The following is a 14,046-nucleotide window of genomic DNA, read 5'->3' as shown; positions in this document are numbered from 1 at the left end:
CAATACTTTCGAGAGTTAGAAAAGATGCTTAAGGAATATCAAGTCGTCATTGCCGGTGCTGGTCCGGTAGGGTGCTGGCTGGCGGGAGAACTGCAACTCGCCGGAATCTCGACCCTGGTGCTGGACCAAAGCGAATCGATCGATCCTCAGTCGCGGGCCTTGACGGTGCACCCACGCACGATCGAGACCTTCGCATCGCGAGGCGTGGAAAAGGCGTTTCTCGATGAGGGGGTTGCAATCCCCGCCGGACATTTTGGGCTGCTGGATTACCGGCTCAACTTCCGTCCGCTCGAGTCGCCGTATCCCTTTACCCTGGCGATTCTTCAAGCGCGGACGACCGAGCTGCTGCAACAGCGGGCACGCGATCTCGGCGCCGAGATCCGGCGCGGGCACCAAGTCCAGTCGTTTACGGAAACCGAATCGACCGTCACCGTCGCGGTGCAAGGTCCGAACGGGCCCTACTCCGTGGACGCCGAGTACCTGGTCGGCTGCGATGGCGTGCGCAGCACGGTACGGAACTGCGCCGGGATTCCCTTCCCCGGTACCGATGCCACCGTCTACGGATGGCTGGGTGACGTCATTCTGGACTCCCCACCCGACGACATTGCCATCAACAAATGGACCTCCGCCGGAGCGATTGCGGTAGTCAAGCTTCCGGGAGAGCGTCATCGGCTGGTCGGCATTTCTCCGGATGACGTCCGAACGGATCGTCCCGGAGCGTTCACGCTCGAGGAACTGCGGGCCAAAACCGTAGCGATCATGGGGACTGACTATGGCATGCACAGTCCTTCGTGGCTGTCGCGTTATAACAATACCGCCCGGCAGGCGGAAGCTTACCGAAAGGGACGCATCCTGCTGGCCGGCGACGCTGCGCACCAGCATATGCCAGCCGGCGGCGTCGGCCTGAACGTCGGCATCCAGGACGCCATGAACCTTGGATGGAAGCTGGCAGCGACGATCAACGGCTGGGCGCCAGCGGGACTGCTCGACAGCTACCACGCCGAACGCCATCCGGTCGGCCAGAACCTGCTTGAGCACACGCAGGCGCAGACGCTGCTGATGAGCGCCTTCACCAATGAATGCCGGGATCTGCGTTCATTGCTCCAGAAGCTGATCCTGGAGAATCCGGCGCTCGAGATAAGCCTGGTCAAGCGGCTGACTGGCCTTTCGGTGGCCTACCCGTGCGCCGATCCGGCTCATGCTCTCGTCGGACAGCGTGTTCCAGACCTGATGTTCCAACGTTCCAGCGAAGGCATGTTCCAGAAGCTTCATAACGGGCGCTATGTCCTGCTCGATCTGCGAGCCGATACGGCGCGGTCCAGCCCACTCGGCGGCGATGACCTTGGCCCCCACGCCAGCGCTTGCGTGGACATGCATTTCACTGCGTTGGCGCCCGATGCGCCCGCCCCCTGGGCCGGTCTCACCGCCATGCTGGTGCGTCCTGACGGATATCTGGCCTGGGCGAGCGAGGACCACGAGACGGCGGCACTAAAAGCCGACTTAGCCAAGATAGGCAGCGCAACCTTCGCGCCGGCCTATGCAGCGCCGATCACCGCGGAGGTCCACTGATGAACGCTTACTCGCCGCAACCGCTCAAGGCCAACGACGGCCCGACAGTCTTGCCCGACTGCATGCTTATTGGCGGTGTCCTGGTTAAGGGCGCCGCCACCATGGACGTAGTAAATCCGGCCACTGGCATGGTCTTGGGTGTCGCGCCGCGCGCATCGGCCAACCAGGTTGAAGAGGCCATCGCAAGCGCAAAAGCAGCGCTGGAACAGTGGTCGCGCAGCGATCTAACACACCGGCGCAGTGTGCTACGGGACATTGCCGACATCGTCGATGCGAATGCCAGCCAGCTTGCATGCCTGCTCACGCAGGAACAGGGCAAACCCATGGCCGATGCGATGATGGAAGTCCAGGGCACGGCCACGTTCTTCCGGCATGTTGCCGACGCCGAACTGGTGCCGATTTCGCTTGAACACAGTGGGGTCCGGCAGGTCGAACTGCATCGGCGTCCGCTGGGCGTGGTCGCGGTGATCGTGCCCTGGAATTTCCCGTTGCTGCTGATGGCATTCAAGGTTCCTGGCGCGCTCCTGACTGGAAATACGGTCGTGATCAAGCCCGCGGCGACGACCCCGCTGGCGACCCTGATGTTCGCCCGTCTGGTTGCCTCCATCGTTCCGGCCGGCGTTGTCAATGTGATAACCGACAGCAACGACCTGGGCAGCATTCTGACCTCGCATCCGGATGTCGCGAAGGTGTCGTTTACCGGGTCCACTGCTACCGGGTACTCGGTGATGGCCAATGCGGCGAAAACGCTGAAGCGTGTCACCCTCGAGCTAGGCGGAAACGACCCGGCCATCGTGCTTGATGACGCCGTTCCGGCAGACATCGCGCAGGGCATCTTCCGTGCCGCCTTCTTCAATGCAGGTCAGGCGTGCATTGCCATCAAACGCCTGTACATCCACGCATCCCTCTACGACGAACTTTGCGCTGAGCTGGCCAGGCTTGCCACGGGCGTCACGGTGGGCGATGGATTGGACAGCCGGACGACCATGGGCCCACTCCAGAATCGCGCCCAGTATGAAAAGGTCAAGGACATCCTGGCGGACGCCGCTACGAAGGGACGGATTGTTACTGGCGGCCCGATCGAGGATAGCGAAGGCTACTTCATCCGTCCGACCATCGTTGCTGACATCGAGGAAGGCGCCCGCCTGGTCGACGAGGAGCAGTTTGGCCCGGCGCTTCCGCTAATTCGTTATACCGATCTCGACGACGCCATTCGGCGCGCGAATGCCGGCGAATACGGTCTCGGTGCGTCTGTGTGGTCCTCGGACATCGACCGGGCCCGCGATGTGGCGGAACGGCTGGTATGCGGCAGTGTCTGGATCAACCAGCATCTTGACCTGGCCCCGCATATTCCGCAGGCGGGCGCCAAGCAGTCCGGGTTCGGCGTCGAACTTGGCGGCGAAGGACTTCTGGAGTTTACCCAGATTCAAGTCGTCAACATTAAGGGCGACAGCGCACAAAAGGAGCTGGGTTGATGGCAAACAGCGTACGCAGGATTAATCCCCGGGGGCTTCCGCAACTTGAGAGCGTGATCTCCCACGCGCTTGTCGTGGAGCCGGCAGGCTTGATCTATACCTCAGGCCAGCTTTCCTGGGACGAGAGCGGTGCATTGGTTGACGGAACGATGCTCGAGCAGTTTCGCCGGGCCTATGCCAACCTGGATCTCGTGCTTCAGGCCGCAGGTTCTTCGCGGGAAAAGATCGTGAACGAGGTGATCTACCTGGTCGGCTATTCACCTGAAACCGCCGGGGAACTGGTGGCAGCGCTGGCATCGGAACGGCCGCCGGGATCCGTTCCGCCCACCAGTACCGTCGTCGGAGTCCAGACGCTTTTCGCGCCCGGCTTCCTGGTCGAGGTGCAAGTGGTGGCAACGACCTGAACAGGTTGCGCGCGGCGTCCCGCGGCGTGCACACGGGACGGGGTAGCGCCAGGCCAGTCTGCCGCAAGACCGCCTGGCGCTATCCGGCAACATCCGCCAAAGTGCACATTGCTCGCAGGATTCGCGGCTCCGGCCGCGCCGCCTGCCGGATCAATCGAGCGTGATGGCTTCGCGCTGGATCACCGCCGTCCAATTGCCCTCCTCCCTTGCCACGCGCTTGGCGAAACTGGCCGGATCGACCATCACCACATCGCCTTGCTGGCCCAGCGCGGTCTTCGCCTTGCTGTCCTCGAGCAGCCCTTGCGCGACCGAATGAAGCTTCTGGACGATCTGCGGCGGCGTGCCGGCCGGCACCAGCATGCCGATCCAGAAAGTCACGTCGAAGGGCGAAATGCCCAGCTCCTCCAGCGTTGGCACATCCGGCAACTGCGCCATGCGCTTCGGTGCGCTGACGGCGAGGGGCTTGAGCTTGCCGGCTTTTATCTGAGGCAGCGCCGTCCAGGTGTCGAAGGCGGTATCCAGCTCACCGCTGATCACGGCCAGTTGCGCCTGTGCCGCGGACTTGTACGGAATGTGCGTGGTCTTGATCCTGGTCCGGTTGTTCAGCATGGCAAAGCTGAGATGCGCGATATTGCCCGGCCCGGCCGAGCCATAGCTGACCTTGCCGGGATGCTGCGTCGCGTAGCGCACCAGCTCCGGCACCGAACCGACCGCGTTTTTCTGCGACCAGTCTGGATTGGTGACGAGGATGAAAGGCGCCTCCAGGACCAGCGTGACCGGCGTGAAGTCCTTCGGCGAATAGGTGCCCTTCTTGTAGATCTGCGGGTTGATGGTGATGCTGCTGGAGTTGGTGACCAGCAAGGTATAACCGTCGGGGGCAGCCCTGGCGGCCTCGCCGACGCCGATCAGTCCGTTCGCGCCCGCCTTGTTTTCCACCACCACGGGCTGGCCGAGGGACCTGCTCAGCCGTTCCGAAAGCACCCGGGCCACGGTATCCGTGAACGATCCCGCCGGAAAGGGAACGATCATCCGGATCGGCTTGTTGGGCCAGCCGTTGTTCTGGGCCGCGGCCGGCGCGGCCATCGTCGTGGCCAGGATGCCAAGCGCGGCCGCCGCCATGCCGAGTTTGCCCGCCTTTACGCCTGCCTGGCAGCGCTGGATCCATGTCGTTTTGTTCATGTCGTCTCCATCTCGTAATAGTGATGTTTCTGAATACTTGCAGGGCTTATGCCATTGGCTTTGCCTGCTTTGGCTTCGCGACGGTGCCGATGACGCCGTGTCGTTCCAGGCTTGCGATCCGGTCCGCGCTCAGCCCGAGCACGCGGCGCAGCACCGCTTCGGTGTGTTCGCCCAGCGTCGGCGCGACATGGCGGATCGGCACGGGATCCGGCCCGATCCTGAACCATGCGGTGCTGGATGTGTAGGTGCCGATGTGGGCGCGCTCGACTTCGCGCCAGAACCCGCGCGCGCGCAGGTGCGGGTCCTGCAGCACCTGCGACATCGGCCGCACCACGCCGGCGGCGATCCCGGCCTGTTGCAGCTGCTGCATTGCCGCTTCGGCGTCGCGGACCACGCACCAGGACTTGATCGCCTGCTCGATCCTGCCTTCCTGGGCGCGCCGTCCCGGGGCTTGCGCCAGGCCGGGATCGGCCGCAAGGTCCGCCCGGCCGATGGCCCGGCACAGCGCGGGCCAGTCCGCATCGGTCACCGTCAGCACGATCCACGCATCGTCGCCCGCGCAACGGAAGCACCCATGCGGCGAGTGCATCGGATGACGATTGCCCTGCCGCGGCGACACGGCGCCGGTGACGGATTGCTCCAGCAGGAACGGTGCGGCCATCGGCAGCATCGCCTCTACCTGCGACAGGTTGATGTGCCGCCCCTGCCCCGTCGCCTGCTGCGCAAACAGCGCCAGCAGGATCGCCGCGCCGCCGTTCAGGCCGCCGATCGGATCGCCATAGGCGTACGACGTCATGGCGGGCGGACCATCGGGATGCCCCGTGTATAGCGGCAGCCCGCTGGCCTGCTCGAGCGTGCCGCCGTACGCACGGGTATTGCTCCACGCGTTGCCGAGCCCGAAGGCCGGCATCGACAGCATTACCAGCCGTTGGTTCCTGGCGCGCAGGGCTGCGTAGTCCAGCCCGAGCTTGGGCAGGACCTCGGCGGAATAATTCTCGATGACCGCGTCGGCGCTTTCGACAAGCTGCAGCAGCAACTGCCTGCCTTCGGGACGTGTCAGGTCCAGCGTGATCCCGAGCTTGTTGCGGTTCATCAGGTTGAAGTTCGAGTTCTTCTCGTACAGCCGGTCCCGATAGAACGCCTCGGTGAAATTGGCGCCGCGCCACCAGTCGGGATAGCCTGTGCTTTCGACCTTGATGATCTCCGCGCCAAAGTCGGCCAGCGTGCGCGCCGCCAGCGGCCCCGCCCAGCCCATGGTCAGGTCGACGACGCGAATGCCCTGGAGCGGCAAGCGCTCGCCGGCCGTTCGACTGAGCGTCAGGCGCGGATGATGATCCAGTCCGGCGGTGCGGTAGTGCAGGTCATGCGCGCCCTTTGCCGGCGCATTGCCGCCGGGCAGTGGGCCAGCCGCATCGAGGCGTAGCGGCACCACCGGGCCTTCGAACCAGGCGCCGCCCACGCCGACCGGCACGAAGGCGCCGCGCTGCCGGTGCACGGCCTGGCCAAGCAGGGTCTCCATGGTCGGCACGATCACGGCCGGATGCTTCTTGTCGCCCAGGATCTCGAACCACTGCCGGGCCGTGCGCGTCAGGAAGGCGGGCATCAGCAGCGCGTCGATCTCGTCCGCGCGTTCCATCCGCTCCGGTCCGCTTGCGTAGCTTGGATCGTCGCCAAGATCCGGACGGCCGATGGCCTCGCACAGGCCCTTCCACTGCGGCAGGGTATGCGTAAAGATGCCGATCCAGCCTTCGGCGGTCTGGTAGATCCCGGCCGGATGCGTGCCGCAGAACCGGTTGACGCCAAGGCGCTGCAGCGGATGGCGCTGGTCCTGCACCATGCCCGCTTCCATCTCGACCACGCCGAAGATCGCTTCGTGAGCGCTCAGCACATAGCGGCGGCTGCCCTGCCCGCTTCCGATCAGCGCCGCGACGGCGGCCGAGAATGCGCTCAGGCCGACCACGATCGCCGACTGCACGTCGTGCGGCATGTGGGGCGGCCCCTCCGCGGGGCCGCTGCCGTGCACGGCGCCGGCAAGCGCGCGGCACACGGCTTCGCCGCCGGCGTAATGGCTGTATGGCCCGTTCTCGCCGAACCAGGTGAGTGCGACTTCGATCGGCTCGTGTCCAGGGGTTGTATCGGCCACCGGATGCCAGACCGGCGTGCCGAGAATGCCGGGGCCTGCAGACAGCGCACGGGCGTCCAGCACCACGTCGCACGTCAGCGCCAGCTGCGCCAGCCACGCGGCGTCCTCTACGTCCCGGTCGTCGGCGGTGACGCTTCGCTTGTTGGTATTCAGCCACGCAAACAGCGCGCTTTCCGCCTGCCCGGCATCCGGTGCGCTGACCAGCGGCGGCATCCGCCGCCACGCGTCGCCCGCCGGACTCTCCACCTTGATGACTTCGGCGCCGAAGTCGGCAAACAGCTTGCCCGCGTACGCCAGCGCGGGGCCGCTGCCGACCTCGAGCACGCGCAAGCCGCCCAGCGCCAGCTGCGCCGGGTCAAACCCATGCTTGATCATGGCAACCTCCTGGCTCTGTGTAGGGATTGGTCGGGCACGGCGCTTACCACGCATCGACAAAGCCGCGGCGCTCCCTGCGGCCGCGCAAGTCTGCCGAGGCGATGCCCTGTGCGATCCACTTCCGTGTCTGCGCGGGATCGATCACCGCATCGATCTCGACGGCGGCCGCGGTATTGATCGCGTGGCCGCGCTCGTAGGACTGGGCCACCAGCCGGTCGAACAGCGCCTTGCGCTCGGGACCATCCGGCACCGCTTCCAGCTCTTTCTTGAAGCCCAGTCTGACCGCGCCCTCAAGACCCATCGGCCCGAATTCGCCGGTCGGCCACGACACGGTGAAGCTTGCCGAGCGGAAGCCGCCGCCCGCCATGGCCATCGCGCCCAGGCCATAGCCCTTGCGCAGCGTCACCGCCAGCAACGCGACCCGCAGCTTGGCCGCCGTCAGGAACATGCGCGACACGTGCCGCACCTGCGCCCGGGCCTCGCATTCCGGCCCCACCATGAACCCAGGGGTGTCGATCAGCGAAATGATCGGCAGGCCGTGCGCATCGCACAGCTGCATGAAGCGCGACGCCTTGTCCGCGGCATCCGCATCGATGGCGCCGCCAAGGTGATACGGGTTATTGGCCATGATGCCGACCGCCTGCCCTTCCACGCGCGCCAGCGCGGTGTGGATGCCCGCGCCGAAGCCGCTGCGCAGCATCAGCACGCTGCCGGTGTCGGCAATGCCTTCGATGGCCTTGCGGGTGTCGTAAACGCGCAGCCGGTTCTCGGGCACGACATGGCGCAGCGCCAGCGCTTGCGGCGCGCTCCAGTGCGCCACGCGGCCCTGGAACATCGACAGATAGTGCTTCGCAGCCTGCACGGCTTCGGCCTCGTTGTCGACCAGGATATCGACCACGCCGTTGGCAACCTGCACCGATGCGGGACCGACTTCCTCGGGACGGAAGATGCCGAGGCCGCCGCCTTCGATCATGGCCGGTCCCGCCATGCCGATGTTGGCCGACTTGTCGGCAATGATGACGTCGCAGCAGCCGACGAAGGCCGCGTTGCCGGCGAAGCAGCGCCCCGAGACAATGCCCACCACCGGCACATTGCCGCTCAGCTCGGCAAACGCGGCGAACGACGGCTGGTACAGCCCGGATACCGAAGGGAAATCGACGTCCCCGGGCCGGCCGCCACCGCCTTCACCGAACAGCACCAGGGGCAGCTCGTCGCGCAGCGCCACCTCGACGATGCGATCGGTCTTGATATGGTTGCGCTTGCCCTGCGTGCCGGCCATCACCGTGGCGTCGTAGGCCATCACCGCGCTGCGCGCCCGTTCCTTGCCGACCAGTGCGCCGTTGATATGGCCGATGCCGGTGATCAGGCCATCGGCCGGGGTGTTGACGATCAGGTCCTGCTGGGTGCGGCGCGACGACTGCGCGGCGAGCGCCAGCGCGCCGTACTCCACGAAGGTATCCGGATCGCACAGGTCGGCGACGTTCTCGCGCGCGGTGCGCTGGCCGCGCGAGCGGCGCCTGGCGACGGCATCGGGTCGCGCGGCGTCGTCCAGGTAGGCATGCCGGTCGAGCACGCGCTGCAGGTCGGCGCGGATCGCATCGGGATCGGCCTGCTGCGCGGCGGCCACGGCGATGCCATCGGCCTCGAGCTGCTCCAGCACGATCAGCACCTGGTTTTCGGACGCCAGCGCGCCCGGCTCCAGCCGCAGGTCGACCACGCGCCCGCCGCATTCGGCGACGATGGCGTGCTCCATCTTCATGGCGTCGAGCACCGCGACGGTCTGGCCGGGCTTGACGATTTCGTCCAGCGCCACGCCAATCTCCACCACCCTGCCCGTCAGCGGCGCACGAACAGCCACCAGGCCGTCGCTGATTTCCTCTTCCGGATCGGCGTGGCGTGGCGCGAGCGCCTGCGATGGGCGGGCCGCGCCGCCCAGCAGGGCTTCCTGCGCGCGCCCGGCCTGCGCGATGGCTTCCGCCGCCGCGGTCAGCTCCGGCACGATCGCCTCGAAGTGCCGGGTGTGCACATCCTGCGCCAGGAAATCGTCGCGCTGCACCAGCGCGCGCAGCAGGTTGAGGTTGGTCGGCACGCCGGCGATGCGGAACTCCGCCAGGCTGCGCTGCAGGCGCCGCACGGCCGCATCGAACTTCGGCGCCGCGCTGCTGACGATCAGCTTGGCCAGCAGGGTGTCGAAGTGGGGCGACGGTTCATAGCCGGTGTAGCCATGCGAATCGACGCGGACGTCCGGGCCCGAAGGCGGGTCGAAGCGCTCCAGCCGCCCGTGTGCGGGACGCGCCAGGCCCTGGGCATCGGTCATCTCCGCATTGATGCGCACCTGGATGGCATAGCCCCGCGCTTGCGGCGGTGCAGCGGGATCCAGGCCGAGATCGGAGAGCGCCTGTCCCGCGGCGATCCCGATCTGCAGCGCGACCAGGTCGACGCCGGTGACCTGCTCGGTGATGGTGTGCTCGACCTGCAAGCGCGGGTTGGCCTCGATAAAGACAAAGTCTTTCTGCTCGCCGGACTCGGTTTCCTCGACCAGGAACTCGAAGGTGCCCAGGCTCTGGTAGTTGACGCGGCGCGCCAGCCTGAGCGCCGCCTTGATGATCTGCTCGCGCAGCTGCGGCTTCAGCACCGGGCTGGGGGCGATCTCCACCAGCTTCTGGAAGCGGCGCTGCAAGGTGCAGTCGCGTTCGCCGAGGGCAATCACGTGCGCGCCGTCGCCGGCGATCTGCACTTCGATATGGCGCGCGCGGGCGACCAGCCGCTCGGCATAGACGGCATCGATGCCAAACGCCGAGCCCGCCTCGGAACGGCAGCGCGCGTAGGCTTCGGCAAGGTCTTCGCGCCGGCGGACCACGCGCATGCCGCGGCCGCCGCCGCCGCCGACCGCCTTGATCACCACGCCCGCGCCACCTTGCTGGTCGAAGAAGCTGGCGATTTCCTCGAGCGATGCTGCGCCGCGCGTGGCCGGCATGACGCGCACGTCGCAGTCGGCCGCCAGTTCCAGTGCCCGCCCCTTGTCGCCGAACAGCGCCAGCTGCTCGACGGTGGGGCCGATAAAGCGGATGCCGGCGTCGTGGCAGGCCTGGGCAAAGTCGGCCCGTTCGCTGAGGAAGCCATAGCCCGGATGGATGGCATCGCAGCCGGATGCCTGCGCCGCGGCAATGATGCCTGCGATGTCGATGTACGCAGCCGGCCCGGCGCCGTCGAGGGCAACCGCCTCGTCGGCCAGGATCCGGTGCAGCGCGCCCTGGTCGTCCTGCGAATAGACCGAGACGGTCCCGATCTCGAGATCGCGTGCGGCGCGCAGCACGCGCAGTGCGATCTCCCCTCGATTGGCGATCAACAGCTTCTTCAATGCAGTCTCCTTGTTTGTCTTTCGATGTCCGTGCCGTGGTGCCTGGCCGATCAGGGCCGGATGCCAAACCGGCTGATGCCGGCCTCGCGCAGCGGCGCCGCCAGGTTGGCGAACTCGCACAGCAGCGTGCGGGTGTCGCGCGGGTCGATGATGTCTTCGATGACGAAGGCTTCCGCGCTGCGGAACGGCGACGTCAGGCTGCGCACGCGCAGCTCGATTTCGGCGCGCTTCTGCACCGGATCGTCGGCGCCTTCGATCTCGGCCTTGTAGGCGACGTCGAGGCCGCCTTCGAGCGGCAATGCGCCCCAGTTGGCGGATGGCCAGGCGTAGCGGAAGTTGAAGCGCCCCATGTGCTGGTGGCTGGCCGCCGACACGCCATAGGCGCGGCGCAGGATCACCGAGCACCACGGCACCGTGGCCTGGTAGAGCGCCGACAGCGCGCGCACGCCGTAGCGCATGATCCCGGCCTTCTCGGCGTCCAGGCCGACCTGGAAGCCGGCCGTATCGACCAGGTTGACCACCGGCAGGTGGAAGGCCTGGGCCATGTCGACGAAGCGCGTGAATTTCTCGGCGCTGTCGCTGTCCCAGCTGCCGCCGTGGAAGGACGGGTCACTGGCGATCACCGCCACGGGCCAGCCATCCAGGCGGGCCAGCGCGGTCACGACGGCGCAGCCCCAGTGCCTGCCGATCTCGAAGCAGGAATCGGCATCCACCAGCGCCTGCAGGATCGGCCGGATCTTGTAATCCGCCCGGCTATCCCTGGGAATCGCCGACAGCAGCCACTCGTCGCGTCGCGCGGGGTCGTCGCCGGGCTCCCCGCGCGGCGGCAGCTCAAAGACGGAAGGCGGCAGATAGGACAGGAACTGGCGCGCGCGCGCAAAGGCCTCCTGCTCGGTGCCGACCTCATCATCCACCACGCCATTGCGGGTATGGATCTGGCTGCCGCCCAGCTCGTTCTTGCTCAGCGCCTCGCCCACGCGGGCCACGACCGAGGGCGGGCCCTCGCTGAACAGTTGCGAGGTTTCCCTGACCATCACCGAATAGTGGCTGGCGGCCACGCGCGCCGCGCCCATGCCAGCCACCGAGCCCAATGCCAGCGACACCACCGGCACCACCGACATGTTCTCCACCACGTGTTGCCAGACCTTCATGGTGGGAATCAGGGTATGGCCCTTGATCTCGATATTGCGCACCGAACCGCCGCCGCCGGTGCCGTCGACCAGCCGGATCATCGGCAGTCGCAGGTCGTGCGCCATCTTCTCGGCGTGGACCAGCTTGTCGCCCGCTGCGCCCTCGTTGGCGCCGCCGCGCACGGTGAAGTCGTCCCCCACCAGCACCGCCGGCCGGCCGCCGACCTGCGCACGGCCCATCACCAGGTTCGACGGAACCAGGTCCACCAGCCGCCCGTTGCTGTCGTAGCGGCCACTGCCGCTCAGGCCCCCGACCTCGCGGAACGAGCCGGGGTCCGCCAGGGCATCGATGCGCTCGCGCACCGTCAGCTTGCCGGCGGCCTTGTGGCGTTCCACCTTGCCTTCGCCGCCCATCCTGGCGGCGAGCCGTCGACGGTGGGCCAGTTCATCGATTTCGGGCTGCCAGCTCACTGACGTCTCCTGTGTCGTTACGCGGTACATGTATCACCAACCTCCGCAGGAGCCGTGCCAGGCACAGGATCGTCAATCGCGCATTGATTTCATTGAATAAATATCGGGCCGACGTTAGGATGTCCGCCACAAGTACACAAATGTGTCCGCATCAGAGGCACGCATGGAGACAACAGTGTCCTCAACGACGACACAAGACATCGACGGAATTGCGCTCGGGGTGCTAGTCTGTTCTCGCGACGGCACCCAGCTGGCGGCGATCGGAGCCTGTACGGATCCCGCCATCGCCGACGCGGCGCGCGCTGCATGCGCGCATGCCAAGGCGCCGGGCCAGGGACGCCGGCTTTTCCCCGTCGAGGCAGGCACCCGGCGATTCACTGGCCTGAGCATGGAAGACGGCGACCACCAGCTGATCCTTCTGCACCGCGCCGATACCCAGGCCGTGCTGCTCGACTTCCTCGGCACGGTGCCCTTCGCCGGTGCGATCCTGGATTACTTCCTCAACGACCCGTACCAGGCCATCACCGTGGTCGATAAGGCGGGACGGGTACGCTTCATCAGTCCCGTCCATGAGAAATTCCTGGGCCTGGATACCGGCGGCGGCATCGGCCGTCCGGCGGCCGAGGTCATCCCCAATTCACGGCTGCCGCAGGTGGTGGCCAGCGGCAAGGCCGAGATCGGGCAGTTGCAGCAGCTTGACGGCGCCACCCGCGTGGTCAACCGCATGCCGATCCGCCAGGACGGCGAGGTGGTGGGCGCCATCGGGCAGGTCATGTTCAAGGGGCCGGAAGCGCTGGTCCGCATGCACAAGGAGCTGGTTGAATTGCGCTCCGAGGTGGCGCGCTACCAGCGCGAGGTCGACGGCCTCCGCCACGGCCTGCACGAGCGGCAACCAAACTTCGGCCTGATCGGCGAAAGCGCGCCGATGCAACGCCTGCGCCGGGAAATCCAGACCGTGGCCCGCCTCGACGTGCCGGTGCTGATCCTCGGCGAAAGCGGCACCGGCAAGGAACTGGTGGCCCGCGCCATCCACGGCGCCGGGGCCGAGCCGGCCAGCGCGCGACCACTGGTCAGCCTGAACCTGGCCGCCCTGCCCGCCACGCTGATCGAGTCCGAGCTGTTCGGCCACGCGCCCGGCGCCTTCACCGGCAGCCAGCGCCAGGGACAGGCAGGCAAGCTCGAGCTGGCGGCGGGCGGCACGGTCTTTCTGGACGAGGTCGCCGACATCCCGATGGAGATGCAGGTCAAGCTGTTGCGCGTGCTCGAAGACCACATGGTCGAACGCCTGGGCAGCCGCCGCGCGCAGCGGGTCGACTTCCGGCTGGTCTCGGCCACCAACCGCGACATTCCTGAGCTGATCGACGCCGGGCGATTCCGCCTCGACCTGTACTACCGGCTTAGCGGCGTGGTGCTGCGCATTCCCGCGCTGCGCCAGCGGCGCGAGGACATCCCAGCGCTGCTGCAGCATTTCGTCGACGCCTTCTGCACGCGCAACGCCATGCCGGCGCCGGGCATCGACCACGAAGTGGCGCGCTACCTGGCCGGCCAGCCCTGGCCAGGCAATGTGCGCCAGCTGCGCCAGCGCATCGAGGAGGCCCTGGTCTTCTGCGATGGCCGGACGCTGCGCGTGGCGGATTTCGCACGCGGCGAGTCGGCGCGGGGGCTATCGGGGCTGCAAAACCAGCCCGCCGTGCATGCGCCCGAAGATGCGTATCCCTACGAGACTGCCGCGACGGACGACCTGCCATCGCCCACTCCCGCACCTCGCTCGGCGGCCGAGCCCGCCGCGGGCATGCGGGAACTGGCCTACGCCGCGGTGATGGACGCCGTTGCGCGCCATGGCGGCAACAAGAAGCGCGCGGCCGAGCAACTGGGGATCTCCCGCTCGCATCTGTACAAGATCCTGGAGCGCGGGCCGCACGCGTCGCGATCGAAATAA

8 protein-coding genes are annotated in these 14,046 nt (G+C 66.9%); 4 read left to right on the top strand and 4 right to left on the bottom strand.

All coding sequences use genetic code 11. The annotated features are described in order from the left end of the window. The first annotated feature begins 24 nt into the window (after positions 1 to 24). The 3 genes from C7416_RS02390 to C7416_RS02380 are packed head-to-tail and all read left to right on the top strand — an operon-like array spanning position 25 to position 3,448. Positions 25 to 1,569 (top strand): FAD-dependent monooxygenase, encoded by a 1,545-nt coding sequence (locus tag C7416_RS02390; protein ID WP_111516943.1) that lies wholly within the window; start codon positions 25 to 27, stop codon positions 1,567 to 1,569. Continuing rightward, positions 1,569 to 3,044 carry an aldehyde dehydrogenase family protein gene (locus C7416_RS02385; protein ID WP_240988311.1) on the top strand — a complete coding sequence of 492 codons (1,476 nt, stop codon included), beginning with the start codon at positions 1,569 to 1,571 and terminating at the stop codon, positions 3,042 to 3,044. The genes C7416_RS02390 and C7416_RS02385 overlap by 1 nt, the downstream gene beginning before the upstream one ends. Further along, positions 3,044 to 3,448, top strand: a complete 405-nt coding sequence (locus C7416_RS02380) for a RidA family protein (RefSeq protein ID WP_111516942.1) — start codon at positions 3,044 to 3,046, stop codon at positions 3,446 to 3,448. Before C7416_RS02385 ends, C7416_RS02380 begins: the two co-directional genes overlap by 1 nt. A gap of 150 nt (positions 3,449 to 3,598) precedes the next feature. Here C7416_RS02380 and C7416_RS02375 read toward each other — a convergent pair whose 3' ends face one another. Genes C7416_RS02375 through C7416_RS02360 form a run of 4 tightly spaced genes read right to left on the bottom strand, consistent with a single transcriptional unit; the run spans position 3,599 to position 12,107 of the window. Continuing rightward, a complete protein-coding gene (locus C7416_RS02375; RefSeq protein WP_111516941.1) occupies positions 3,599 to 4,627 on the bottom strand; it encodes a tripartite tricarboxylate transporter substrate binding protein in 1,029 nt (342 codons plus the stop codon). Positions 4,628 to 4,673: 46 nt separating this feature from the next. Further along, positions 4,674 to 7,145 (bottom strand): CaiB/BaiF CoA-transferase family protein, encoded by a 2,472-nt coding sequence (locus tag C7416_RS02370; RefSeq protein ID WP_111516940.1) that lies wholly within the window; start codon positions 7,143 to 7,145, stop codon positions 4,674 to 4,676. A 43-nt stretch (positions 7,146 to 7,188) separates the two neighbouring features. After that, positions 7,189 to 10,506: an acetyl-CoA carboxylase family protein gene (locus C7416_RS02365; RefSeq protein ID WP_111516939.1), complete on the bottom strand. Its 3,318-nt coding sequence runs from the start codon at positions 10,504 to 10,506 to the stop codon at positions 7,189 to 7,191. Positions 10,507 to 10,556: 50 nt separating this feature from the next. Next, positions 10,557 to 12,107: an acyl-CoA carboxylase subunit beta gene (locus C7416_RS02360; RefSeq protein ID WP_111516938.1), complete on the bottom strand. Its 1,551-nt coding sequence runs from the start codon at positions 12,105 to 12,107 to the stop codon at positions 10,557 to 10,559. Between the two features lie 163 nt (positions 12,108 to 12,270). Between C7416_RS02360 and C7416_RS02355 the strand changes: the two genes are divergently transcribed. After that, positions 12,271 to 14,046 carry a sigma-54 interaction domain-containing protein gene (locus C7416_RS02355; RefSeq protein ID WP_111516937.1) on the top strand — a complete coding sequence of 592 codons (1,776 nt, stop codon included), beginning with the start codon at positions 12,271 to 12,273 and terminating at the stop codon, positions 14,044 to 14,046.

This window comes from Cupriavidus phytorum (assembly GCF_003254285.1).
Taxonomy (GTDB): Bacteria; Pseudomonadota; Gammaproteobacteria; order Burkholderiales; family Burkholderiaceae; genus Cupriavidus; species Cupriavidus phytorum.
The sequence above is the reverse complement of the archived record's forward strand: the minus strand, read 5'-3'. Positions and strand labels throughout refer to the sequence as shown.